This window comes from Pseudomonas sp. KCJK9016 (assembly GCF_046231795.1).
Classification (GTDB): domain Bacteria; phylum Pseudomonadota; class Gammaproteobacteria; order Pseudomonadales; family Pseudomonadaceae; genus Aquipseudomonas; species Aquipseudomonas bananamidigenes.
In genome coordinates this window covers 77,825-103,027 of record NZ_JBJJMM010000017.1, presented here as the reverse complement: position 1 = coordinate 103,027, position 25,203 = coordinate 77,825, and the positions used below count along the sequence as shown (strand labels likewise).

Here is a 25,203-nt window from a genome sequence, read left to right as displayed (position 1 = left end):
GGGCGGGGGCTTTTTTACGCCACTTTTCTGGCTCCAAGTCTTTTGGCGATAGCCGCTGATCGCGGATTGACGGCAGCTGTCCTGACTTTCTGAACCTTGTGCGTGCTCACGATCCTGGCTAACGACTTGACGGTCAGGTAAGTGCCAATACCACGCAATTTGAAAGGCCGGATGGCCTCGGTGGCCTCGACCGATTCACCCAGGAAGTTTTCCACGCCAGGCTGCGATAACGGGTGAGCAAGTACGTTGCTCACATGAACCGTGCTTTCTCCGCCCTTTGTTGACGAAATACTCAACTCAGCAATGCCATAAATCACTTTGTCCTGACCCTTCTTTTCGACATCGTCGCGATTGATCAATGCGAAGAAGTGCTTGGTGACCGTTTTTTCCTCCGATACACGTGGTTCGCTTGAATACTTGAGGGACGAGGATGTGATCTCGGCGATCTCTTTTCCCAATTCAAAATTTTGTTCCGCGTTGATATTTTTGTTCTGCGCGTCTCCCCGCATAGAGTCGTGGTACATCTCACGGTACTGGCGACGGTACATCCTCAGATGACTCATCAATTCGCGCTTGCTCACTGAAAACTCGGGACTCTCTCCGACTTCAACCAGTTTGAAATCAGCAGACTTGCTGTATCCCTGCCCTCCCGGGTCGAGCCTGGCCACCTGTGTTTGGGAGGAAAGCAGCTTGAGGGCCAGTCTCACTCGAATGCCCACCTGCGCTTCGTAGGTTCCGGTTTCGGCTTGCAGCCCCAGAGCGTCTCTCATCGTGAGCGGATTGTTGCGAACCATACGGTAAATATTCAGCCCATCCGAATAACCGGCAGGATCGGTACTGGCCCAGCGTTGCAACCATGGGATGTAGTAACGGAAGCCGTAATAGTAAAGTCCGGTCGCATCGCGCTCCTTACCCGAATAACGGACGAATTTGCAGCTGAGTTCGCCGTCCTGCCAGGCGCTGGTGCCGAAAGGGTGAAACGTTTCCCGGCTGATCATCGCACCGTCACTGGTGGTTTCCAGGCTGACCGAACCCAGGTGATCAACATGTTGGTATCGATACCGATTGTTAATTCCCGAAGGCGGCGGACTCTCCCAATGCTGTACTTGAACGTTGTCGGCAATGATGACCTGCAACCGTTCGCCGCTACCGTTGTCGGTGCGCAATTGCAGTCCAGGCAAATAGCGCACATCGGCAATCAGGGTGCGGACGTTGGTTAAAGAAGAATGGATCTTGCGCACTCGCTGACTGCTGCCATCGTAGAGATAGACCTCTTGATCACTGAGCCCGGAGGCACGCTCCACCGGGCTGACCGATTGCAGTTGATTGCGCAGGTTCCAGCTCAGCAGCCGCCCCGGTTCCAGCTGCAACAGGTTGCCTCTGCGGTCGTATGCGGCTTCGATTTGAGCGTCGTCGGGAGGTGTGTCGTCATAAGGCAAAGCGCGATTGCTGTAACTCGCCGGTTGCAGTTTGCGCCCATGACTTTGTGCGCCGACATGAGTCAGTCTGCGCAGGTTGCCGCCGGGATCATATTCGTATGTCTGCTGATAATTGCTGACCGCCGCAGGGTCGATGCGCCCGATCGATTGTGGGCCCTGACTGACAGAGCCAGCTTCCCAGCCGAATGCCATGATCAACTGATAAAGACTGTCGTAGACAAAGCGGCTGACCGGATCGATTCGCTGGTTGGCGAAGTAACGAATCGGCAATGCTTTGTCTTCGATGCTCAGGACATTACCCATCCTGTCGTATCCATAACCTAGGTGTTGCAGCGCTCTACCGTGAGAGTCTTCGTCCCGACGGACCATCAGGCGACCGTCTTCGGGCCGGTATGCGCGGGTAGTTTGCACACCGTTGCCGGCGGTTTCCTGTTCAATACTGCCGTAAGCGTTGTAGTGAATATCGCTGATCAGGATCTGTTCAGGCTCACCCCGCAACTGCAATCGGCGCTCGTGCAAGCGGCCATCGACGGTCAGCGCAAATGTATGCCGGTTTTCTCGGGCGTCCGTCTGCTCCAGGACATCACCCAGCGCACCATAGCGCCACTGCGATGTCGCACCGGCGCCGGGTTCCAACAGCCGTGCGAGATCCGCCTCCTGCTCCGGCCAGTGGGGTGTCAGCGGTTCCAGCGTGAAGTGGCGGGTGTCCTCGATACAGGGGCCGCTGATTGCAAACGCGTTGAACAGCACGCTGCCCGCCGGGTGATCATGACGAATCAGCTGACCGTACTGGTTAAGCGACTGATCCCCGCTGCCGGGATGACCATAGGTCAGGCGCTCGACACAACGTCGAGGTTCGCCTGTTCCGTCTTCGAATATCGCAACGGGGCGCAACAAATTGTCGTGCTTGATCTCGCGCTGCGTCTGACGACTGTCCCGACTGAACACCATTTGCCTGGCAAGCCCCATCATTGTGGTTTGCGTACCGGCATCGACACTGTCCGAACGAATCAGCGAGGCGTCCAGAGCAAACACCTGCGTCAGATTGGCCGGCGTCAGCGGGTCGTCGGCTTGCAGCAGCCAAAGCCGTGGGTCCCAGTGTTTCACCGCATTCCCTGCCGGATCGTGAAGCGTGCGGTTGATCCGGGGCTCGACGGGGGTGTCCTCGACGGTTCGACAATAGTCGACCGTGCGGACCGACAAGCCGCGCGGGTCGAACACAGATATCCTCGGCGTATTGGTGTGCAAAGTCATGGAGCGCGCTCCCCGCGCAACCGGCATTTCTTTCTGCCTCGGAGATCTGAGCAAGCACAGCGCTGGTTCGGCTACTGTCAGACATTACAGTCCCGACCAACGGTGCCATCGATCAATCCGCGAATGTCCATTCCCGCGCCCCTTCGGTAGGATGGTCATCACGAGTTCAAGGAGTGTTCGAACATGTTCATCGGCGTCTTGCTGGTCATCACCTGGCTGGTCCTGCTGTTGCGCTACCCGGCCAAGGCCTTGCCGGTGTCCATGGCCGCCGCTGTCGGCCTCGGGCTGGTGGCGATGTGGGTGGTGTGGCTGGACAACCGTGAGATCAAGCAATTGGCGCGACTGGAATTACGTATCACCTATGCACCTGAACAGTGCCCGGCAGATCGCCCGCTGCAACTGAAGATGAACAACGGCAACGATGTACCGCTGACCGAGCTGCGCTGGCGCATTGCAGCGTACGCGCCGGGCGACACGGTGAACCTGGCCGACAACCAATACGCCGCCCCGCGCTATCGCGGCCCCGGCGAACTGCAGGCCGGTGGCAACTGGGAAGACTGCTTGCCGCTGCCCCCGCTGCGTCCCGGCTATCGCCCGCAAACCCTGGAGTTCCGCGCCGAGCGATTGCAGGGTAGTTTCTCCGACTGATCCTCTTCCCCACTCTTTTGCACAAGGAATGCGCCATGCCCGTTGCGTTGATTACCGGTTGTTCCAGCGGCATCGGCCGCGCCCTCGCCGATGCTTTCAAAAGCGCCGGCTACGAGGTCTGGGCCAGTGCGCGCAAGGCTGAAGATGTCGCCGCACTCGGCGTAGCCGGGTTCACCGCAGTGCAACTCGATGTCAACGACAACGCAGCGCTGGAGCAACTCGCCGAGCGAATCAACCAGCAACACGGCGGCCTTGATCTGCTGATCAACAACGCCGGCTACGGCGCCATGGGCCCGTTGCTCGACGGCGGTGTGACGGCCATGCAGCGCCAGTTCGAAACCAATGTGTTTTCGATTGTCGGCGTGACCCGTGCGCTGTTCCCGGTGCTGCGCCGGGCCAAAGGCCTGGTGGTGAATATCGGCAGTGTTTCCGGGGTGCTCGTCACACCATTCGCCGGCGCCTACTGTGCGTCGAAAGCAGCGGTGCATGCGTTGAGCGATGCCTTGCGCATGGAACTGGCGCCGTTCGGGATTCGAGTGATGGAGGTGCAGCCGGGGGCGATTCAATCCAGCTTCGCCAAAAATGCCGGGCACGAGGCCGAGCAACTGATCAACGAACAATCGCCATGGTTTCCCCTGCGCGAAGGCATCCGGGCGCGAGCCAAGGCTTCTCAAGACAAACCGACACCGGCCAGCGAGTTCGCCGCCGAACTGCTCAAGGCTGTGCAACAGAGCAAGCCGCCACGGCTGATCCGCATCGGCAACGGCAGCCGGGCTTTGCCGTTGCTGGCGACCCTGCTGCCGAAAGGGTTGCTGGAGTCGACGCTGATGAAGCGTTTCGGGTTGCGCGGGAAACTCTGAGAGAGTTCCCCCATCGCGAGCTCGCGATGGGGGCTCGGCCTGTCAGTTATCCACAGCGCCCTGTTTCACCACTACCGTGCAGGTAATCCCCGCCGCCAGCAGCACACCCTCCGGCACTTCATCGATGTGAATCCGCACCGGCACCCGTTGCGCCAGACGCACCCAGTTGAAGGTCGGGTTCACATCGGCGATCAGCTCACGGCTTTCCGGGTTGTCGCGGTCGTAGATGCCGCGGGAAATGCTCTCCACGTGGCCCTTCAGGACTTCGCCGCTCATCAGTTGCATGTCGGCTTTGTCGCCGACGCGCACATGAGGCAGCTTGGTTTCTTCGAAGAAGCCGTAGACCCAGAACGAGTTCATGTCGACCACGGCCATTTTCGCCTCGCCGATGCGCGCGTAGTCGCCGCGATGGACGTTGAGGTTGGTCACGTAACCGTCCACCGCCGCCCGCACTTCGGTGCGCTTGAGGTTGAGTTCGGCGGCTTCCAGTTGCGCCTGGGCCTGTTGGTAATCGGCCAGTGCCGCGTCGGCGATGTTGCTGGCGTCGTCGCGGTTTTCCTTGGAGATCACCAGGTTGTCCAGGTCAGCGCGGCGATGGGCGTTGACCTTGCGCATCTCCCACGTGGCCTTGCGCGAGGCCACCAGCGATTGCGCCTGTTTCACCGCGAGGCGGTAGTGCTCGGGGTCGATCTGCATCAGCAGATCACCTTTCTTCACCAACTGGTTGTCGCGCACCGGCACGTCCACCACTTCACCGGTCACGTCGGCCGCAACGTTGATGATGTCGGCGCGGACCCGACCGTCGCGGGTCCACGGCGTGTTCATGTAGTGCTCCCACAGCGTGCGGCCGATCCACAGCGCCAGGGCCAGCACCAGCAGGGTCGCGAGCAGGCTGAAAAACTTTTTCATCGGGACATTCTCAACGGTAGACAGTCAGCGCCATCGCGCCGAACAGACAGGTAAACAGGCTCAGACGCAGCAGCGCCGGGTGCCAGAAAAAGCGGTACAGATCGAATCCGGACAGGAATCGGTCCAGCGCCCAGGCCAGCGCCGCGGCGACGAAAAACATCAGGGTCATGGTCGGCATGTACACGCCGTGGAAGGCGATTTCACGAGGCATGGGCAAGTCCTTCGGGCTTGGCGATGGCATAGGCAGCAAGGGGCGACTGCGGATCGAGCAACGAGGTGCGGATGAAGTGCAGGTAACTTTTCACCCGCCGCAGTGCCGAGGTGTCGAAGTGCGGTGCGAACGGCTCGTCGGTGGCGGCGACACGGCTGATGGCGTGATCCACCGCCACCAGCGCACGTTCCAGATTGCTCGCATTCGGTTGCAGGAACAGGCGCACCAGCGAGCGCCCCATGACCCGGATTGCCTGGCGCCATGGCTGCGATTCGGCATAGGCCGGATGCACCGGCAGGATCGCCTGTTCCTTGCGCAACTCGATGATCGCGTGGCCGATTTCCAGCACCACGAACATCCAGCGCAGCAGGTTTTTCTGCACCAGCGGCTGACCGGCTGCCAGACCGTAGGCCTGATGCATCAGATCGCGGGTACGGCTTTCGAAGCTCGACGCCAGGCCCTTGAGCTTGCCGCTGATCGCGTACACCACTTGCCCGCGCAAATCCTGCTCCAGGCGCTGCCACAGCCAGCGGCTGTTCGGCGGCAGAATGATCGCCCCCGCCGCCGCACACACCAACATGCCCATGACCATGGCGATGTAGTCGTTGATGAAGGTGTAGGGGTTGTAGATCGTCAGGTTGTCCGGCACCGAGCCGGTACTGAAGAAGATCAGCAGCCCCAGGCCGACACCCGCGTATTGCGGTCGTGAGGCGAGGAACGAACCGAGCACGATCACCGGCGCGAGCATCACGCACAGCAGCGGGAAACCGTCGATCCACGGGAAGATGAAAAACATCTCGACGAAGCCGATCAGCGCCCCGAGGAACGTGCCGCACGCCATCTGGAATGCCATGCGCTTCGGGTTCGGCGTGGCGGCGGAAAGGCCCACGGTAGCGGCTGCGATCAGGGTCATGGTCGCGCCGCTCGGCCACGCGGTGGCGACCCAGTAACTGCCGAGTACGACGAGAATGAACGCGGCACGAATCCCCGAAGCCGCTGCCGCCCACCAACTGGTCTGCGGGGTGAACGGCTCGTCCCAGCGCTCTCGTTCGTGGCTGTGATCGGCCAGCGAGGCGTGGGTCTGTGCATAACTGTGCAGGTCGTCGACGAAGCGATAGAGCAGTTCATAGGCCGTATGAAAATCCAGCAACCCGGCCTCGCCCGGCCCGCTCTCCTGGAATGCCGCCCGCAGACTGCGCACCCGCGCCGGCAACCCTTCCTTGTACGTGGCGAGCGCCAGCACCAGACGCGCCGCATCCGGGCTGGTCAGGGCACGGCCGCTGAACCCGTCGAGCACTTCGGCCAGATCCTGCAGGCCCGGTTTGATCGCCGCCACGACATGCGCTTCGTCATTGACACGCAGACGCTCGAGCAACTGATGCAAGGCGTTGAAGCGGGTGGTGATGCCCATGAACTCGCTGTTCAGGCGACTGAGACGACCGTTGCGCCGGCGCATGTGCGGGTCTTCGAACACGGTCACGCTGCGCAGTCCTTCCAGCCCCACCGCTTCGGCGATGAAACGCACGTTGCTGGCCTCGAACGATTCCGGTTTGCTGCGTCCGCGCAAGCCATCGGTGACGAACAGGGCGAACACACCAAAGCGCTGATACAAGGCGTTGCGCATCGCCGCGCTGGCGGTCTGCGGCAGGATCGCGGCGCTGACCAGGGTCGAGCAGAGAATCCCCAGCGAGATCTCCAGCACCCGCCACACCGCCGCCATGAACGCTCCGTCGGGATGCGCCAGTGCCGGCAGCCCGACCATTGCAGCGGTGTAGCCCGCCAGCACAAAACCGTAGGCGCGGAAGTTGCGGCAACGGGCGGCGCCGGCCGAGCAGATGCCGACCCAGATCGCCAGCGAACCGAGGAACAGTTCGGTGTTCTGGGCAAACAGCGAAATCAGCGTGACCATCATCGCCGAGCCGGCCAGAGTGCCGAGGAAGCGATAGAAGCTCTTGGCGAACACCTGGCCGCTCTGCGGCTGCATGACGATGAACACGGTGATCATCGCCGTGCGCGGCTGCGGCAGTTCCAGGCGCATCGCCAGCCACAGGGTCAGGAATGCGGCGATCAACACCTTGAAGATGTAGACCCAGGTCACGCCATCACTGCGTGCCCATTCGAAAAAGCCCCGGCGCCATTCCAGGGAGTAGAGCCAGCGCAAGGGTGCGGGCAAGGGAGTCATTCAATTGTGCTCAAAAATTCAGTCTGGACTCGAAACCTGTGGGAGCGAGCCTGCTCGCGAAGACGGCGTTACATTCGACATGGATGGCGACTGGAACACCGCTTTCGCGAGCAGGCTCGCTCCCACATCGGGTTGTGTGTTCAACGCAGGAGAGCCGGGGTTTTCGGTGCGGCGGTCTGTTCGGCGGTCGGCACGTCCTTACCCGCGCCAAGACCACCGCCCAATGCCGTCACCAGTTCGGCATGGGCACTCAAACGCGCCGCCTGCACCTGCTGCTGAACCTGCTGCTGTTTGAACAGCAGGGTCTGGGCGTTGAGCACATTGAGGTAATCGGTCAGGCCGCGCTGGTAGGCGATCATCGCGATGTCGTAAGTCTTCTGCGCCGTGGCCACGGACTCGGTGGCGAACGTCTGCTGCTTGTCCATCGACTCGCGGCGAATCAACTGGTCAGAGATGTTCTTCAGTGCATTGACCAGGGTCTGGTTGTAATGCGCGACGGCGATGTCATAACCCGCCGACGCTTCACCGAGCTCGGCCCGCAGGCGCCCGCCGTCGAAGATCGGCAGCGAGATTGCGGGCCCGACGTTGTAGTTGAGCTTTTTGCCGGTCAAAAACTCCAGCGCCCCGCCGCCGGTGGCCATGTAGCCGAGGCTGCCGACCAGATCGACGTTGGGGTAGAACCCGGCATGCGCGACATCGATCCCGCGCGCCTGCGCCGCCACTTGCCAGCGACTGGCGACCACGTCCGGACGCTGGCCGAGCAGGTCGGCGGGCAATGCCGACGGCAGTTTCAGCGCCGCACCGAGGGACAGGGTCGGACGCTGCAACTGCGCACCGGCGCCCGGCCCTTTGCCGGCCAGTGCGGCGATCTGGTTGCGGCTCAGGGCGATCTCTTCGTCCAGTGCGTCCAGTTGCCGATGGGTTTCCGGCAGCGGGGTTTCAGCCTGACTGACTTCGAAGTGCGTACCGATTCCACCGTTAAGGCGTTTCTGCGCCAGTTCGAGAATCTGCTGTTGCTGCTTGAGCGTTGCCGCGACGATGTCGCGCTGGGCGTAATGCAGCGACAGCTCGATGTAGGCGCGCACGATGTTGTTCTGCAATTCGAGTTGCGCCTGCCGCGCCTCGGCAGCGCTCATGTGCGCGAGATCCACCGCACGTTCGGTGCTGTTGCTTTCACGGCCCCAGAGGTCGAGGGCGTAACTGAAACCCAGCGCGGCGTTGTTGTCCCAGGTGGTGGTATTGGCCAGCTCACCGGGGCCGTAGAACTGGTCGGTCGGCCAGTTGTGGCGCTTGAGAGTCGACTCGCCATTGATCTGCAACGACTCGGCGGCTTCGGCGACACCGGCCATGGATTTGGCCTGACGCACTCGCGCAGCCGCCATGGCCAGGGTCGGGCTGCCTTGCACGGCCAGGTCGACCCAGCGATTGAGTTGCGGGTCGCCATAGGCTTGCCACCATTGGGCGGTGGGCCAGTTTGCGTCACGGGCGGCGTGGGCGATGGCCTCGTCGGTGGCCAGTTCATTGGCCTCCAGAGCCTTGCCCTGCGGGGCAATCCCTCCGGTTCCGATGCAGCCGCCAAGACCTAACGAAATAGCCAGAACACTGAGCGGCAAAAGCGCTCTGTTGATGCGACGCGGCACTGCTGCGAATTCCTGAGGTGGGGGATGTTTCGAGGTGGGCGCAATTCTAGGGGGCGCCCTGAACGGCGATAAGCTGGGTTTTCTGCGAATCTTTGTTACGGTTAACGAGATAATCCCTTGGTCGGGGGTCTCAGCCCCTGAAACTTCGTGTCACAATTTGCCATCTCCCTTGAGAGCACCCCATGGACACATTGCAAAACATGCGCGCCTTCAGTTGCGTGGCCGAAGCGGGCAGCTTCACCGCCGCCGCCGTGCAACTCGACACCACCACGGCCAACGTCTCGCGCGCGGTCTCCAACCTTGAGGCCCATCTGCAAACCCGCCTGCTGAACCGCACGACCCGGCGCATCGCGCTCACAGAGGCCGGCAAGCGCTACCTGCTGCGCTGCGAGCAGATCCTCGCCTACGTCGAAGAGGCCGAAGCCGAAGCCAGCGAAGCCCACGCGCGCCCGGCGGGACAATTGAAAGTGCACACCATGACCGGCATCGGCCAGCACTTCGTGATCGACGCCATCGCCCGCTACCGCAAGACCCACCCGGACGTGACCTTCGACCTGACCATGGCCAACCGCGTGCCGGACCTGCTCGACGAAGGCTACGACGTGTCCATCGTCCTGGCCCGCGAACTGCCGGACTCGGGCTTCGTCTCGCAACGCCTGGGCATCACCTACAGCATCGTCTGCGCCTCCCCGGCCTATGTGAAAGCCAACGGCTGCGCACAAAAACCCAGCGACCTGCTGAACCACGCCTGCCTGCGCCTGGTGAGCCCGGTGATCCCCCTGGAAAAATGGGCCTTTGACGGCCCCGAAGGCCAGGAAATGGTCACCATCAACAGCTCGCCGTTCCTGGTCAACTCCGCCGACGCGATGAAAACCGCGATCACCAGCGGCATGGGCGTCGGCGTGCTGCCGGTGTATGCCGCCATCGAAGGCTTGCGCAACGGCTCGCTGGTACGGGTCATGCCGAACTACCGCTCGCAGGAACTGAACCTGTATGCGATCTACCCGTCGCGGCAGTATCTGGATGCGAAGATCAAGACGTGGGTCGAGTATTTGCGCGGATCGCTGCCGGAGATTCTGGCGGGGCATCAGGCGGAACTGGCAGCTTATGAAATGAGTGGGAGTCTGGCCGGGGTGCGAGTGGCGAATTGACTTGGCCGTCCTACAGACGGGCTGATTTTGGGGGGATGTTTCCGACAAGTCGTGTCGGTTGTCCCTCGGAAACGAGGTGGATAGGCTTTTGGGGTCGCTGACGCATCGGCGGCCGGGTCTGGAAAACCCGATTTCTACCATCACTGCTCATGGCATACTGCGGCACTTTTTGATCGCAATGTCATGGCGGCTGTGCGCGGGAGGCCCTTGGGCCTGCCGGGTTTGGATGGTTTGACCGGTTTTTCCAGTCCGTGCACAGCTGCCACCCTCTCGCCTGGAAAACGAAAGCTGGCAGCTTCAACTCAACAAGCCATCGAGTAATGTTTCCATGAAGAAACCAACGCCGAATCCACCAGAAACCGACGACACCTCGCCCTACGAATCCGCCGATTCAAAGAAACTTCACGACGCCGCCGAGCGCGCCCTCGATCACTACCTGAACCCCCTCCCGAAAAAATGCCCCGGCCGCAAACCGAGCGAAATGTTCCAGATTTCACCGGACATGGACGACGAAAGCCTGCTGGCCCACGCCTGTGAATCCCTGGCCTCGGCCAGCGTCATGGCCAGTGACGTGGCAGCCTATGTCGACTCACCACAGCGGCACCGGATTCTGGGCATACAACAAGTCATCATGCTTGCCGAACTGGCAGTGAACCGCGTGCTGGATAACGTCGAAGTACAGCGTTACCCGACACCCAGCTAAGCCGTTCCGACAAAACCGACCTGCCAGCGCCGACTGCATTCGCTGGCAGATCGATTGGGACGCAGAGCGTCCCGGGCTGCATTCCCACGCAGAGCGTGGGAACAATCAAAAGCAAAGCCAGCCCGCACTCGCTTTTCGCTCTTCGCTTTTCGCTCTTCGCTTCTCACCACTCAAAACGATGAGCGTTAGCTCGAGTACCGCTCTTGACGTACCGGCCCCATCGGAAGGCTGAGTGGAGGGATTGATCCGGGGGTGGGAGCGAAGCGACCGTTTGGCGAAGCCAAACACATCGAGAGGAGGTGCAGCGAAGCAAACCGTAGGCGATGCCCCCGGATCAATCCCGGAACGAAGGAACACCGAGCCACAGCGAGGTGCCGAACGCCGGGGCCCAGCGTTTTGGTTACTTTTGGGCGTCTGCAAAAGTGACTCGCCGTAAGGGCGAAACCGCCAGCGGCAACACCCGCAGCAACGGATATACACCCAACCCCCCAAAAGTCTGGTCGGCCCAGAGGCCGCCAAGACAACCCAAAACAGAAATGTTAGCTTGCTTGGCAATCACGTCAGCCGCCGAGCCCGAGCCCAATGCCAATGAAAAAAACAGTCCTGGCCTTCAGCCGCATCACCCCGCCCATGATCGAACGCCTGCAACAGGACTTCGACGTCATCGTCCCGAATCCAAAAAACGGCGACATCAACGCTCAGTTCAACGAAGCCCTGCCCCACGCCCACGGCCTGATCGGCGTCGGTCGCAAACTCGGCAAGGCCCAACTGGAAAACGCCGCGAAACTCGAAGTGGTCTCCAGCGTCTCCGTCGGCTACGACAACTACGACCTGGCCTACTTCAACGAACGCGGGATCATGCTCACCAACACCCCGGACGTGCTCACCGAAAGCACCGCTGACCTGGCCTTCGCCCTGATCATGAGCAGTGCCCGCCGCGTCGCCGAACTGGACGCCTGGACCAAGGCCGGCCAATGGCAGGCCAGCGTCGGTGCATCGCTGTTCGGTTGCGACGTACACGGCAAGACCCTGGGCATCGTCGGCATGGGCAACATCGGCGCCGCCGTCGCCCGTCGCGGGCGCTTCGGTTTCAACATGCCGATCCTCTACAGCGGCAACAGCCGCAAGACCGAACTGGAACAGGAACTCGGCGCGCAGTTCCGCAGCCTTGACCAGCTGTTGGCCGAAGCCGATTTCGTTTGTCTGGTGGTGCCGCTCAGCGACAAGACCCGTCACCTGATCAGCCATCGCGAACTGGCGCTGATGAAGCCGGAAGCGATTCTGGTCAACATCTCCCGCGGCCCGGTGGTCGACGAACCAGCCCTGATCGAAGCGCTGCAGAACAACCGCATTCGCGGCGCCGGCCTTGACGTCTACGAAAAAGAGCCGCTGAGCGAATCGCCGCTGTTCCAGCTGAAAAACGCCGTGACCTTGCCGCACATCGGTTCGGCCACAAATGAAACCCGCGAAGCCATGGCCGACCGTGCACTGGCCAACCTGCGCAGCGCCCTGCTGGGCGAGCGGCCGCAGGATCTGGTCAATCCGCAGGTCTGGAAAGGCTGATTAAAAAGGGGCAGACGTCGCCGGACGTCTGCCCCTTTTGCCAGCAAAACCCTCAGGCCAGCTTGCCGTGACCCGGCAATACCGGGACTCTGGGTTTGCGGAACACCAACACATTGCCCAGCATCACCAGCACCAACCCCGCCAGCGCCGGCGCCGTCCATTGGTAGCCCTCGGCAAAGGCCGAAACGTTCAGCGCCACCACCGGGAACAGCACCGTGCAATAGGCCGCGCGCTCCGGCCCCATGCGCCCGACCAAAGTCAGGTAAGCGGTGAAACCGATCACTGAACCTGGAATAACCAGATACAGCAGCGCGCCGATGTAGCGCGACGTCCATTCCATTTCGAACGGAATACCTTTGACCAGACACCACACCGACAGCATCGCCGCACCGTAGGCCATGCCCCAGGCGTTGGTGGTCAGCGGCTTGAGACCGGCCCTCTGTTGCAGGCTCGACAACATATTGCCGGCCGAAAAACACAGCGTGCCGCACAGCGCCAGACCCAGTCCGAGCAGGGTTTGCGGACTGGCGTGGTGACCTGCCAGCTCCGGCCAGAACAACAACCCCAGACCGAGCAGGCCCAGCGCCCCGCCCATCAGCACATTGCGCGCAATGCGCTGGCCGAAGAACACCCGTGCATTCAGCGCGTTCCACAAGGTCGCGGTGGAAAACACCACGGCCACCAGGCCGCTGGGGATCCATTGGCTGGCGGTCAGGAAACACATGAAGTTGACGCAGAACAGGCACAAACCCTGCGCCACACAGATCAGATGCCCGCGCCGGTTCATCGGTTGCAGACGGCGACTGAGCAGCAACAGCGCGAACAACACCAGCGCGGCGAGGCCGAAGCGATAGACGATCGACACCGGAATCGCCACCACGCCCAGTTGCCATTTCAGGGCGATCCAGGTGGTGCCCCAGATCAGTACGGTCAGCAAATACAACGACAGGTTCATGGCAGACACTCCTCGATTGGGTTTCAGTGTCCGCCCACGCCATCCACTCGCGCTTGCATAAACTTGCGCTTTTGTCGGCGCGCAGGCTGGCAGCGCGAAATCCAGAGAGTAGGATGCAAGGCGTTGAAGAGAACCGACTGACCATGGCCGCCATCGATACCCTGCAAGTCTTTCAAGCGTTAAACAGCTCGCCGAACGCACGTCTTGTGCACAGCGCCGAGCTGGGCGACGGCTTGTCTGCCGCTTTGTGGACCAATCACCACGATGCCCAGGAATATGAAGCGCCGAGTCATCACACCCTCTCCTGCTACATCGCCGGCGGCACCGGCACATTCCGTCGCGATCAACCCGGGCAGAAAGGTGGGCCGGACAAGTTGTGCATCCTGCCGGCCGACCACGAATCAGGCTGGGTGATCAACGGTGATATCCGTCTGGCCCACCTGTATTTCAGCGCCGAACAATTTGCCCTGGGTTGCGTCACGCTGCTGGATCGGGAGCCCCGGGAAATGCAGTTGCGCGAAAAGACCTTTCTCGAAGACCCGCAACAGGCACGACGGTTTCGCCAATTGCTCACCCTCAACTGGGACGAGCCCGGCGAACGTCTGCTGACCAGCAGTCTGGCCCACGAATTGATCAGCCATACCTTGCTCAGCCAGGTCGGCGTGCGTGAGGGCTTGCGTCTCAAGGGGGGACTGGCGCCGCACCAGCGCCGGCAACTGGTGGAGTACATCGACAACCAGCTGGCCGAGCCGATCAGCCTCGGGCAACTGGCGGGATTGTGTACGCTGTCGGAATATCACTTTGCGCGGATGTTCCGGGTGAGCTTCGGCCTGCCGCCGCATCAGTATGTGCTGGCGCGGCGCTTGAGCCGGGCGCGGGAGCTGTTGCGCGGGACGGCGTTGCCGTTGGGGGAGATTGCCCTGGCATGCGGGTTCGCCAGTGCCAGCCACTTCACCAACCGCTTTCGCCAGGTGCTGGGTGGAACGCCCGGCGAATATCGCCAGGCGTTTTTGCGCTGATCAGAACTCCAGCGTGCTCGACAACGAAATCTGCCGCGAATCGCCCATCGACACAAAGAACCGGCTCGCCGCCGAGGTGTAGTAAGTGCGGTCGAACAGGTTCTTCACGTTGAGCTGGAACTTGACCTTCTGCCCTTCAACCTTGGTGTCGTAGGTGGCGAACGCATCGGCCACGGTGTAGCTCGGCAGCTCGAAATCATTCACGGCGTTGCCCGCGCGCTCACCGACATACCGCGCACCGGCGCCGACCCGCAGTTGGTCGCCGCCGATCACGCTGCCGAAGTCGTAGACCGCCGACAGCGAGCCGGTATTCTTCGCCACGTTTTGCAGCTTGTTGCCCTTGTAGTCCGGATCTTCGGTGACCTCGGCATCCGTGTAGGCATAGCTGCCGATCATGCTCCAGCGGTCGCTGAGCTGGCCGGTCAGATCCACTTCCAGACCACGGGAACGCACTTCACCGGCGGCGCTGTAGATCGTGGTGGGGCCTTCGGCGTTGGCCACCAGCACATTGCGTTTCTTGATGTCGAACAGGGCGATGTTGCCGGTGATGCGTCCCGGAATGTCGAGGCGTGCGCCCAGTTCCCAGGACTTGGCTTCTTCCGGCGCGATGCTGCCGTCGAGCACGGTGCTGCTGCCGCTCAGGGGAGCGATGGTCGAGTTCGGTTTGAATGATTCGGTGTAGCTGCCGTAGAACGACAGCGCGTCGGTGTAGCGATACACCAGACCTGCGCGCGGCACCCACTTCTGCCCGTTGCTGTCGGTGTTGGCCTTGAACGGCACGCCTTTGCCGGCGTACTGGTCGTATTCCTGAAAGCGCCCGCCGGCCACCAGAATCCACTGATCATTGAGGTGAATCGAGTCCTGCAGGAACACCGAGTCGCTGCGCAGCAGATCGGTCTGCGCACTGTCCGCCGGGCTGACAGTGGTGCCAGCCACTTCACGACCGTAGACCGGATTGACGTAACTGAAGGTGCTCAGGCTTTTCTGCCGGATCAGGTCGGCGCGGTAGATCTTGCGGTACTCGTCGTCGACGCCGAACACCAGGTCATGCTGCATGCCCAGCACCTTGACCTTGCCTTCGAGGCTGGCAGTGGTGAAACGGTCGGTGCTGATCGCACCCTGAGTGCCGTCCATGCTGCGGGTCAGGGTGCCCTTTTTGGTGTCAATGGCGGTGACGCGGACCTGACTGGCGTCGTAGGTTTCGCGGTTCCAGCTGTAGCCGAAATGGGCTTTCCAGTCGTCGTTGAGTTCGTGGTCGGCCTCGAAATGGTAGAGGTCCGAGCGCCCCTCCATGTCGTTGAATTTCTCGTCCAGGCGTTCGTTGCGCGAAATGTCCAGCGGATGGTTGGTGCGCGGGTCGATCAGGGTGCCACGGTCGAACGGCGTCAGGAATTCCCGATGCTCGTAAGCGAACAGCAGTTTGGTGCGTTCGCCGTACCAGGCCAGCGACGGGGCGATCAGGCTTTCACGGTGGGTACCGAAGTTGCGCCAGTAATCTTCGTCCTCATGGTCCAGCACCATGCGATAGGCCAGGCCGGAATCGCCCAGCGCACCGGTGCTGTCGAACGAGCCACCGCTGCCGTTCTTGCCGTCGCCGTAGGTCGAGCCGCGCAGGGTAACGGCGTTGTACTGAGTCAACTCCGGTTTCTTGCTGACCATGTTGACCACACCGCCCGGATCCTGAATCCCGTACAGCAGCGAGGCCGGGCCCTTGAGCACTTCGACGCGATCCACGGTGGCGTTCATGCCACGGCCCTGCACCACCGGCATGCCGTCGCGCATGATCGAGCCGTTGCGGTTGTCACCGAAGCCACGGGTCATCACCGAGTCCTGAGTGCTGCCCAGCGTGTTGCCCTGGGTGATGCCGCTGACGTTGGCCAGCGCGTCATCGAGATTGCGCGGCGCCTGGTCGCGAATGACTTGCGCAGGGATCACGTTGACGGTCTGGGGAATTTCCTGGAGCGAGGCCGAGGAACGCATCACCGAACTGGTTTCCGGTGGCTGGTAACTCAGTGGCTGATTCTCCATCGAGGTGATGGTGGTTGCACCGAGGTTCAGTACGCCGTCGGTGGGCTGGGGTTCGATTGTCAGGGTATGGCTGTCGGTGCGGCGGAAGGTCAGGCCGGAACCGCCGAGCAGGCGTTGCAGCGCCTGTTCGGCACTCATCTGGCCATCGACCGCCGGCGCGTTGAGACCGTAGGGCGCTTCGACGGTGTAGACCACGCTCTGGCCTGTCACACGACTGAAGTCACTCAACGCTTGCGGAAGTGGTTTGGCGGCCAGGGAAAAACTGAACTGTTTCTGTGGCTGAGTGCTGTTGCTTTCAACGGCCAGCGCCACACTCATCGGCAGCAATGCCAGCGCCGCAAAACCCAGTGCCGAGGCACCGAACCACTGTTTGACCGAACCCGATTTTGCCCTGGACTTCATTGCTCATGACCTGTGTAGAACCGCAACGGATGCGAATGACTCGCAGTTTCAGTCAATACACGGATGGCGTCGGGATTTACCTCACCACAAATCTGAAAATATTTTCAGCGCAGGATAATCAGCCTGCCCAGCACCTGATGCTGCTCGAACCCCAGTACCCCTTGCAGAGAATTCAGCACCGCTTGCGGATCCCTGGACGGAAAGCTTCCGCTGACCTTGCGCGCACCCAGTTCATCGTTGAGCAGCACAATCCGTCCCGGGTAATAGCGCCGCAGATCCTGCACCACTTCGGCCAGGGTCGACTGGTAATAGGTGAGCCAGCCCTGACGCCAGGCCAGTTGCGCTTCGCTGTCCACGGCGTGCAGTTGTTGCGCGGATCCTTTGCCGTACGCCACTTGTTGCCCGGCGGTGAGAATCTGCTGTTGGGCATCCCGCAATGCTGTCACGCCAACGCGACCGGACAGAACGGTGACCTGTGCGCCATGAGGTTGCAAACGCACTTCGAACTGCGTGCCGAGCACCCTCGCCTGGCCTTTTTCGGCCTCGACCACGAACGGCTCCCCGGTATGGATCACACTGAAAAATCCCGCGCCCCGACGCAATTGAACGTGACGCTCGCCATGGCTGAAATCCACGGCGATGGCGCTGTCGGCGTCCAGCGTGACCCGGGACTGATCGGCCAAGGTCACGGTGCGGATTTCGCCGGGAGCCGAAACATAATCGGCGCCCAGATCATCGATCCAGCGCTGCGGCTGCCAACCGCTGCCGAGGCTGATCATCAACAACAGGCAGGCCGCCATCGCCAGCGCGGCGGCCCGACGCCGGATCTGTGGACGACGTGGTCGATCCATCGCGTCGAGATAGCCCTGCAGGGCGGGCGCGTCTTCGTCAGCCAGCGTGCGCGCCGGACCTTCGCTCAACTCCCAGATGACTTGCGCCCGGGCGTAGGCCTCGGCATGGGCCGGGTCGGCATGCAGCCATTGGCTGAAGGTCAGTTGATCGCCGGTGCTTGGGTGGTCATGCAACAGGCTCAGCCAGGCCAGGGCCGCCTGCTCCTGAGCCGGCGTCGGGGTAATGCGGTCGGAGTGATTCACGGTGCTTTCCCTGGCAGGCGTGGCGCGGGTTCGCGCAGGCTGGCCTTGCAGGCCTCGAGGGCGCGCATCATATGTTTTTCCACGGCGCTTTGGGACAGGCCCATGGCTTTGGCGATCTCGGCGTACTTGCGCCCGTGGATGCGATTGAGCAAAAAGATCTGCCGCGTGCGCTCGGGCAAGGCGCGCAAGGCTGCTTCGACGTGACGCAAATCGTTGCTAGCTTCAAGTGCCGCTTGCGGTTCGCTGGCGCTGCTGTCAGGTTCGTCCGGCTGCCAGCCTTCGTTGACCCGCACCCGCGCGCCCTCGCTGCGCAAATGGTCGATGGCGATGTTACCGGCGCAGCGCAACAGATAAGTGCCGAGCTCTTCGACCTGCACCAGCGGCCGGCGCCAGAAACGCAGGAACAGATCCTGAACCAGATCCGCCGCCGTCGCCCGGCAACCGACGCGGCGACTCACCAACGCTTCCATTTGCGAACGCCGGGACAAAAACACCTGCAGAAAATGTGCACGGGCGCCGTGGGGTTCATCGTCGCGGGACTCGGGGGGATGGCTGATCAGCATGTCAGTTCAAGCATCCTGCGACAGGGAGCACGGGCCGGTCATTGCCTGCCTTGAAACCTCTTTCATGCGTACCCCAGGCCACGAGCGGCGCCGGAGATCGTCGCCAGAATCATGCTCGGCACCAGCAGCCCGACCCATGCCGCCCATGCGCTACGGCAGGCGAAGCACCAGAGCGCCGCCACCAGATAGACGAGAAACGAGACCGTCATGCCGGTGACGACTGCTTCAGCACGGTTCAGCGGCAGCCACAGGGCTAACGTGAGACTGGCCAGCGCCGCGAGCAGATACCCGCCGAACACCGCTGCGAGCACCCGCGAAGTGACGGCCAGACGATAGGACATGGGAAGTGCGGCGAATTTGGCTTTCATGTTTCGGCCCGGAAACGGTTAACGCCCGGTCAACAGACCGAGGCAGCAGGACAGCGATTTTAATGATAAATATTCTCATACGCAAAAGAGTCTGATTGCCGGCGCTCTTTCGCTCGATAAGCGACTTCCCTGGCGTTCTGATCTGCGCTGAAAACAAAACGGGCCTGCAATGGCAGGCCCGTTCTCATTGGGTGGCTTGGAAAATCAGCGGATCACCTGTTGATCGCTGCCTGTTCGTTCTCCAGAAATTCTTCCTCCAGCAGCCGGTCATTGGCCTTGCCCTGAAGCGGCACTACATTCGCACGTGGCTTGCCGCGCAGCTTGCCGAACTTGTGCTCCAGCGCATGTTCGAGTTTTTCCGCGGCACCTTCGAGCGCCTGCTCCAGCGAATCGGCCTTGTGGGTCACGGAAATCGGTTGTTGGCCTTTCGGCCGCGCTTCCAGCTGGCAGCGCAGGTCATGGGGGCCCGGCTTGTCACCGTTCTCGTCGCTCAGATGGACTTCGACACGGGTCAGGTCTTCCTCATAACGGTCGAGCATGCTCTCAATGGTTGTACGTACCCACTCCTCCAGTCGTTTGCTGCTTTGAATATGGTTGTCGCTGTTGACTTGGATTTGCATAGTTCATCCCTTATTTCAGCTAGCTCACAAGAGGCCCTGAACAGGATTTCGTGACCTCTTGATGACAACAATCGGCCCGTGTGACGAACATTTCAACCCCTGAAAAAAGATAAATATTCATACGCAAAAAAAGCCGGACAACCGGGCAAAGCGCTGGTAAGGTCGGGAGTCGGGTCGCCCCGCAGCCTTGAAAAATCTGCTCACAATTGGCCATCACTCAACGGGTGCTGGCCACGGAAAATCTCCGCCTCTTCCACCAGCCAGTCATGCACCGCACGCACGCCCGGATGGCTCAGGGCCCCTGGTGCGTAGAGCAACACATAGCGTTTGTGGTTGGGCACGGAAATCCCGAACGGCACGATCAGGGTACCCCGCTCCAGCTCGTCGTTGAGCAGCGTGCGCCGGGCAATCGCCACGCCCATACCGGCAATCGCCGCTTCGATGGTCAGGTGGTTGCGATTGAACGTGTGCCCCCGCCGCACATCGGCGCCCTCGAAACCGACAGCATTCAGATAAAACTCCCACTCCGCATATTCATAACTGCCGCGCCACGCAGTGATGTCGTGCAACAAGGGGAAATGCACCAGATCCGCCGGTCCGTGCAGCGGCGGTCGGCCACGCAACAGGGTCGGCGCACACACCGGAAAAATCTGCTCGTCGAGCAAGGCTGTGGATAACAGACCCGGATAGCTGCCGTCGTTCAAATCGATGGCCAGGTCGAAATCCCCTTCATGCAACGGCACGCTGCTGTCCTCGGCCACCAGGCGCAGCTGGATATCCGGGTAGCGCTGTTGCAGGCGCGGCAGGCGTGGGGTCAGCCATTTGCTGAGGAACGACGGTATCGAACGCACTCGCAGGATCCCGCTGATCATTCCCGCATCGAGGCGACGCAATTCCGCATCGATGCTGCCGTAAGCCTCGTTGACCGTGATCGCCAACCGCTGCCCTTCCGCACTCAACTCCACGCCTCGGGCGCGACGGTGAAACAGGCGAAACCCCAGGCGCTCTTCCAGTTGCCGGATTTGTTGGCTGACCGCCCCCGGGGTGATGTGCAGTTCTTCGGCACAACGGGTGAACGAAAGGTGCCGCGCGGCACAGGAAAACACCTGCAGCCAGACATAAGTCTGGGCATGCAATTGACGGCTCATGGTTTAGTCCTGCTAAAGGCTTACTTAGGAAGTTTCGTTAGTCACGCTGAAGCGAGGTAGGCAGTATCGCCGACATTGCGCTTGTCCTACAAAAAATGGCGGCGATTCCTACACCATTGCTTGTAAGGCTTTAGCATGGCTATCAGTGTTTTCGATCTATTCAAAGTCGGCATCGGTCCGTCCAGTTCCCACACCGTCGGCCCGATGCGCGCCGCCGCGACCTTCGCCCAGGCCCTGATCGACCAGCATTTGCTGCTGGATGTGAAGCGGGTGGAAATCCGTTTGTATGGCTCGCTCTCGGCCACCGGCGTCGGTCACGCCACTGACCGCGCAACGATCATGGGCCTGATGGGCGAGTGGCCGGACAGCATCGATCCATCGACCATCGACCCGCGCATCCAGCAACTGCGGGAAACCGGCCAACTCTGCCTGGCCGGGCAGCGAAACATTGCCTTCAACTGGCAACACGATCTCCTGCTGCTGGACGAGAGCCTGCCCTACCACCCCAACGCCATGTCGCTGACAGCCTTTGGCGAATCTGCCGAGCTGTTCACACAAACGTACTACTCGGTCGGCGGCGGTTTCATCATCGAGGCGGCAGAAGCCGAGTCCGGAGTGGCGGCGGCCAGCGATGTCGAGTTGCCCTACGATTATTCCAGCGCCGTCGAACTGCTGGCACTGTGCAAGCAGCACAACTTGCGGGTTTCCGAACTGATGATGGCCAACGAACGGGCCTGGCGCAGCGACGCCGAGATCCGTCAGGGCCTGCTGCACATCTGGTCGGTGATGCGCGAGTGCGTCGAACACGGGCTGCGTCACGAAGGTGTCCTGCCCGGGGGGCTGAATGTTCCGCGTCGCGCAGCGAAATTGCACCGCAGCCTGCTGGAAATCGGCAAGCCGAATGTCATCAGTTCGACCCTGTCCGCCATGGAATGGGTCAACCTGTATGCCCTCGCCGTCAACGAAGAAAACGCCGCCGGCGGGCGCATGGTGACCGCTCCGACCAATGGTGCCGCCGGGATCATTCCGGCCGTTCTGCACTACTACATGAAATTCAATCCGGAGGCGTCGGACGACGACGTGGTCGCGTTCTTTCTGGGCGCGGCCGCCGTCGGCATCCTGTGCAAGAAAAACGCCTCGATCTCCGGCGCCGAAGTCGGCTGCCAGGGCGAAGTCGGCTCGGCCTGCGCCATGGCCGCCGCCGGCCTGGCCGAAGTGCTCGGTGCCACCCCGGAACAATTGGAAAACGCCGCCGAAATTGGTCTGGAACACAACCTCGGCCTGACCTGTGACCCGGTCGGCGGGCTGGTGCAGGTGCCGTGTATCGAGCGCAACGCCATCGCCGCGGTGAAGGCGATCAACGCGACGCAAATGGCCCTGCGCGGCGACGGCAAACACTTCATTTCCCTCGACCGGGTGATCCGCACCATGCGCGATACCGGCGCCGACATGCATGACAAATACAAAGAGACTTCACGGGGCGGCCTGGCCGTGAGCTGGGTGGAGTGCTGAGGAGCACTCCCTGACCGCCTGTAACACGTGAGCCCGAGCAAGAATAATAACGAGGCAAAAACGATGACCGATGTACGCACACCTGCTGCCGATAATCCCGCTGTAGCCCGCACACGCAATAACGAAACCGCCCATAGGGGCTGGAGCAAATTCGACACCACCTGGATGCTCGGCCTGTATGGCACCGCCATCGGTGCCGGCACTTTGTTCCTGCCGATCAACGCCGGTGTCGGCGGCTTCTGGCCGTTGCTGATCCTGGCGTTGCTGGCGTTCCCGATGACCTTCTTCGCGCACCGGGGCCTGACCCGTTTCGTGTTGTCGGGTCGTTCCGGTGACATCACCGAAGTGGTGGAAGAACACTTCGGCATCGGCGCAGGCAAGCTGATCACGCTGCTGTATTTCTTTGCGATCTTCCCGATCCTGCTGGTGTACAGCGTGGCGCTGACCAACACCCTGAGCAGTTTCCTCGAACACCAGTTGCACACCGCCCCGCCGCCGCGCGCGGTGCTGTCGCTGGGGCTGATTCTCGGTCTGATGGCCATTGTCCGTTGCGGTCAAGACGTGATCGTCAAAGCCATGAGCGTGCTGGTTTATCCGTTCGTCGCCGCACTGCTGTTACTCGGCATCAGCCTGATTCCGAACTGGAACGGCACTTTCTTCGCCAGCGCCCAGGAACCGATGCAAATGTCGGTATTCATTAAAACCCTGTGGCTGGCGATTCCGGTGATGGTGTTCTCGTTCAACCATTCGCCGATCATTTCCGCGTTCGCCGTCGAGCAGAAACAGCGTTACGGCGAGCAGGCCGAGCGCAAGAGCAGCGGCATCCTCGCCATGGCCCACGGCATGATGGTGGTGACTGTGATGTTCTTTTGCTTCAGTTGCATTCTGGCACTGTCACCGGCGGATCTGGCGGCGGCCAAGGCGCAGAACATTTCGATCCTGTCGTACCTGGCCAACCACTTCCAGACCCCGGTCATCGCCTATGCCGCGCCGCTGATCGCGCTGGTGGCGATCACCAAATCGTTCCTCGGCCACTACATCGGCGCCAGCGAAGGCTTCCAGGGCATGATCGTCAAAAGCCTGCGCGGCCGTGGCCGAGTGGTATCGGCGAGCTGGCTGAATCGCGCCACAGCGCTGTTCATGATCCTCAGTTGCTGGGCCGTGGCGACCTTCAACCCGAGCATCCTCGGCATGATCGAAACCCTCGGCGGGCCGGTGATTGCCTGCCTGCTGTTCCTGATGCCGATGTACGCCATCCGTCGCGTGCCAGCTCTGCGCCAGTACTCGGGCCAGGCGTCCAACGTGTTCGTGGTGCTGATCGGCCTGATTGCACTGTCGGCGATCATCTACTCGGTTCTGCCCTGAAACGGGCCGTAAACGAAGAAGGCGAGCCATGGGCTCGCCCTCTTTTTTACCGGTTTCATTGTTCGACAATCTTCCCGGCATGTCCCTTGCTATATCGCTGAAGGAGACAGGACCACGGAAGGGCCGACGGTCAGGTTTGGCGAACCAACCCGATCACGGCCGGTCAACAACTGCACGTTCAATCAGGCGGTGACGCATCATGGACAATCCTTTTCAGATCATTACCGATGCCTTCGCGCCGGACTACCAGATCAACCTGAGCATTCAGGGCCTCGATGGCAGCATCATGCTGACCCTGTCAAACGGCGGCCGGATCGTCGCCAAACGGATGATCAGCGCCGATCAGCGCAACGACCCCAAACGCCTGAAGCGACTGGTGCAAAGCATCCAGTTCGGCATCGCCATCGAACAGGGCCACAGCGCCATGGCGATCCTGGAGGCCATGACCCGCGGCGACGGCCTCAATCCGCCACCGCGCCAGATCAACGGCCAGCATCGGCCATCGATCGGTCTTTAAAGTTCGCCCTTCTCGATCTCGGGGTGTTCACCGGAACCCGCCCCGAGCTTGCGTTGCGGTTTCTCGATCTTCACCGAAGGGAATTGCGACGAGGCGTAACGCACCACCAGAATCGAGAACGCCAGCAGCAGAATCCCGCCGCACAGGTAGATGATGCCCATGTCGGGTGGATTGTGGTGCGAGACGTTGGAGATCAGCAGGCGCGTCAGTGCCGTGATCGCCACGTAGATCAGGAAGCGCACCGGCATGTGGTTGGTCTTGAAATAAATCCCGACCATCGCCCCCAGTTCCAGATAGATGAACAGCAACAGGATGTCATCGATCTTGATATGCCCTTGCTCGAGCATCCCGAGAAACTCCACCACGGCCGCCCATGCGGTCACCGCACCGATGGCGAACAGTGCCAGGTAGTGGAAGGTCTCGACGAACAGGTTGCCCAGGGACTCGGCCAGTTGATGCACGTTTTGCCGCAGTTTCTCGGCCCAGTTGATTTTCACGATGAAGGTTCCTTAGCCCGGTTCGAGCGGATGTTGCACGCTGGACGTGACGGTTATTGCGCACGCATGCAGTGGCATGCAGAAAAGAGGCCACGCCATCATGGCGAGACGCCGCGAAACCCGCGCCGTGGCGTTTGGTCGCACCCGCACGCAGCCGGCGGGCTGACAAAATCCGAATCCGGTCTAAATTAAAAAGCCACTACCCAAGGCGCAGGGATTCGCTTATCCTTTTAGCTGTATATAAACACAGTAGTCGCAAAGACAAACCAATGTGAAGGCATGTGAGGTGGTGAATGGCCGTCGAAGTGGTATACCGCAGCAGCCGAGACCTGGAGCGCTTGTTCATGGATAAAGCCGAAGCTGACCGTCATGACAAAATGCTCGAACTGGCCGAGTTGCTGGCCGAAGTACTGGAAAAAGCCGTTCCGTCGTTGAGCGAGCAGCAGGTGGAAGAAGTCGGGATCTTCATGGCGAAGAACCGCGATGTGTTCGCCCGGGCGTTCAAGAGCCAGCCTGATGCCCTGTCGGAACTGATCAACGCACCGGCGGCACCGG

At 61.2% G+C, this 25,203-nt stretch carries 22 protein-coding genes and 1 pseudogene; 10 read left to right on the top strand and 13 right to left on the bottom strand.

Going from position 1 to position 25,203, the window contains the following annotated elements; genetic code table 11:
- Window positions 1–14 precede the first annotated feature (14 nt).
- Window positions 15–2,693 carry an RHS repeat domain-containing protein gene (locus tag ACK6BI_RS18035; protein ID WP_409318111.1) on the bottom strand — a complete coding sequence of 893 codons (2,679 nt, stop codon included), beginning with the start codon at window positions 2,691–2,693 and terminating at the stop codon, window positions 15–17.
- A 183-nt stretch (window positions 2,694–2,876) separates the two neighbouring features.
- Here ACK6BI_RS18035 and ACK6BI_RS18030 point away from each other — a divergent pair, with 183 nt between their 5' ends.
- Complete coding sequence (locus ACK6BI_RS18030; protein WP_065258336.1) at window positions 2,877–3,341, top strand: multidrug transporter; 465 nt, start codon at window positions 2,877–2,879, stop codon at window positions 3,339–3,341.
- 35 nt (window positions 3,342–3,376) lie between these two features.
- Window positions 3,377–4,201 carry an SDR family oxidoreductase gene (locus ACK6BI_RS18025; protein WP_409318110.1) on the top strand — a complete coding sequence of 275 codons (825 nt, stop codon included), beginning with the start codon at window positions 3,377–3,379 and terminating at the stop codon, window positions 4,199–4,201.
- Between the two features lie 42 nt (window positions 4,202–4,243).
- Here the strand turns inward: ACK6BI_RS18025 and ACK6BI_RS18020 are convergent, their stop codons facing one another.
- From ACK6BI_RS18020 to ACK6BI_RS18005, 4 genes are all read right to left on the bottom strand, one after another.
- Window positions 4,244–5,110, bottom strand: a complete 867-nt coding sequence (locus ACK6BI_RS18020; RefSeq protein WP_409318109.1) for an efflux RND transporter periplasmic adaptor subunit — start codon at window positions 5,108–5,110, stop codon at window positions 4,244–4,246.
- 10 nt (window positions 5,111–5,120) lie between these two features.
- Window positions 5,121–5,321, bottom strand: a complete 201-nt coding sequence (locus tag ACK6BI_RS18015) for a DUF1656 domain-containing protein (RefSeq protein WP_003221811.1) — start codon at window positions 5,319–5,321, stop codon at window positions 5,121–5,123.
- Window positions 5,311–7,503 (bottom strand): FUSC family protein, encoded by a 2,193-nt coding sequence (locus ACK6BI_RS18010; RefSeq protein ID WP_409318108.1) that lies wholly within the window; start codon window positions 7,501–7,503, stop codon window positions 5,311–5,313. The genes ACK6BI_RS18015 and ACK6BI_RS18010 overlap by 11 nt, the downstream gene beginning before the upstream one ends.
- A 140-nt stretch (window positions 7,504–7,643) precedes the next feature.
- Window positions 7,644–9,143, bottom strand: a complete 1,500-nt coding sequence (locus ACK6BI_RS18005) for an efflux transporter outer membrane subunit (protein ID WP_409318107.1) — start codon at window positions 9,141–9,143, stop codon at window positions 7,644–7,646.
- A 182-nt stretch (window positions 9,144–9,325) separates the two neighbouring features.
- Here ACK6BI_RS18005 and ACK6BI_RS18000 point away from each other — a divergent pair, with 182 nt between their 5' ends.
- From ACK6BI_RS18000 to ACK6BI_RS17990, 3 genes are all read left to right on the top strand, one after another.
- Window positions 9,326–10,294, top strand: a complete 969-nt coding sequence (locus ACK6BI_RS18000; RefSeq protein WP_085711718.1) for a LysR family transcriptional regulator — start codon at window positions 9,326–9,328, stop codon at window positions 10,292–10,294.
- A 328-nt stretch (window positions 10,295–10,622) separates the two neighbouring features.
- Entirely contained in the window at window positions 10,623–10,997 is a 375-nt protein-coding gene (locus tag ACK6BI_RS17995) for a DUF6124 family protein (RefSeq protein ID WP_409318106.1), read from the top strand.
- A gap of 588 nt (window positions 10,998–11,585) precedes the next feature.
- Window positions 11,586–12,560, top strand: a complete 975-nt coding sequence (locus ACK6BI_RS17990) for a 2-hydroxyacid dehydrogenase (RefSeq protein WP_409318105.1) — start codon at window positions 11,586–11,588, stop codon at window positions 12,558–12,560.
- A gap of 52 nt (window positions 12,561–12,612) precedes the next feature.
- On the opposite strand, the gene ACK6BI_RS17985 is transcribed toward ACK6BI_RS17990, so the two are convergent.
- A complete protein-coding gene (locus ACK6BI_RS17985; protein WP_409318104.1) occupies window positions 12,613–13,515 on the bottom strand; it encodes a DMT family transporter in 903 nt (300 codons plus the stop codon).
- A 143-nt stretch (window positions 13,516–13,658) separates the two neighbouring features.
- On the opposite strand from ACK6BI_RS17985, the gene ACK6BI_RS17980 reads away from it, so the two are divergent.
- Window positions 13,659–14,534: a helix-turn-helix domain-containing protein gene (locus tag ACK6BI_RS17980; protein ID WP_409318145.1), complete on the top strand. Its 876-nt coding sequence runs from the start codon at window positions 13,659–13,661 to the stop codon at window positions 14,532–14,534.
- On the opposite strand, the gene ACK6BI_RS17975 is transcribed toward ACK6BI_RS17980, so the two are convergent.
- From ACK6BI_RS17975 to ACK6BI_RS17950, 6 genes are all read right to left on the bottom strand, one after another.
- On the bottom strand, window positions 14,535–16,964 hold the full coding sequence (locus ACK6BI_RS17975; protein ID WP_409318103.1) for a TonB-dependent siderophore receptor: 2,430 nt from the start codon (window positions 16,962–16,964) through the stop codon (window positions 14,535–14,537).
- Window positions 16,965–17,068: 104 nt separating this feature from the next.
- Entirely contained in the window at window positions 17,069–18,058 is a 990-nt protein-coding gene (locus ACK6BI_RS17970; RefSeq protein WP_409318102.1) for a FecR family protein, read from the bottom strand.
- Window positions 18,055–18,621 (bottom strand): RNA polymerase sigma factor, encoded by a 567-nt coding sequence (locus tag ACK6BI_RS17965; RefSeq protein WP_409318101.1) that lies wholly within the window; start codon window positions 18,619–18,621, stop codon window positions 18,055–18,057. Before ACK6BI_RS17965 ends, ACK6BI_RS17970 begins: the two co-directional genes overlap by 4 nt.
- Window positions 18,622–18,683: 62 nt before the next feature.
- Window positions 18,684–18,989 (bottom strand): DUF3649 domain-containing protein, encoded by a 306-nt coding sequence (locus ACK6BI_RS17960; RefSeq protein WP_409318100.1) that lies wholly within the window; start codon window positions 18,987–18,989, stop codon window positions 18,684–18,686.
- Between the two features lie 212 nt (window positions 18,990–19,201).
- Window positions 19,202–19,609, bottom strand: coding sequence for an HPF/RaiA family ribosome-associated protein (locus tag ACK6BI_RS17955; RefSeq protein WP_409318099.1), 408 nt, complete (start codon window positions 19,607–19,609; stop codon window positions 19,202–19,204).
- A gap of 200 nt (window positions 19,610–19,809) precedes the next feature.
- The gene (locus ACK6BI_RS17950; protein WP_409318098.1) at window positions 19,810–20,757 is read right to left on the bottom strand and encodes a LysR substrate-binding domain-containing protein; all 948 of its coding nucleotides are present in this window, start codon (window positions 20,755–20,757) and stop codon (window positions 19,810–19,812) included.
- A gap of 135 nt (window positions 20,758–20,892) precedes the next feature.
- On the opposite strand from ACK6BI_RS17950, the gene ACK6BI_RS17945 reads away from it, so the two are divergent.
- The 3 genes from ACK6BI_RS17945 to ACK6BI_RS17935 all read left to right on the top strand — a co-directional run bounded on the left by ACK6BI_RS17945 (window position 20,893) and on the right by ACK6BI_RS17935 (window position 24,151).
- Window positions 20,893–22,269, top strand: a complete 1,377-nt coding sequence (locus tag ACK6BI_RS17945; RefSeq protein ID WP_409318097.1) for an L-serine ammonia-lyase — start codon at window positions 20,893–20,895, stop codon at window positions 22,267–22,269.
- 63 nt (window positions 22,270–22,332) lie between these two features.
- A complete protein-coding gene (locus ACK6BI_RS17940; RefSeq protein WP_409318096.1) occupies window positions 22,333–23,634 on the top strand; it encodes an HAAAP family serine/threonine permease in 1,302 nt (433 codons plus the stop codon).
- 199 nt (window positions 23,635–23,833) lie between these two features.
- Entirely contained in the window at window positions 23,834–24,151 is a 318-nt protein-coding gene (locus ACK6BI_RS17935) for a DUF3509 domain-containing protein (protein WP_409318095.1), read from the top strand.
- Here the strand turns inward: ACK6BI_RS17935 and ACK6BI_RS17930 are convergent.
- Window positions 24,148–24,648 (bottom strand): phosphate-starvation-inducible protein PsiE, encoded by a 501-nt coding sequence (locus ACK6BI_RS17930; RefSeq protein ID WP_065261465.1) that lies wholly within the window; start codon window positions 24,646–24,648, stop codon window positions 24,148–24,150. The genes ACK6BI_RS17935 and ACK6BI_RS17930 overlap by 4 nt on opposite strands.
- 293 nt (window positions 24,649–24,941) lie before the next feature.
- Between ACK6BI_RS17930 and ACK6BI_RS17925 the strand changes: the two are divergent.
- Window positions 24,942–25,199: pseudogene (locus tag ACK6BI_RS17925) on the top strand (YebG family protein); the annotation flags it as partial.
- Window positions 25,200–25,203 lie beyond the last annotated feature (4 nt).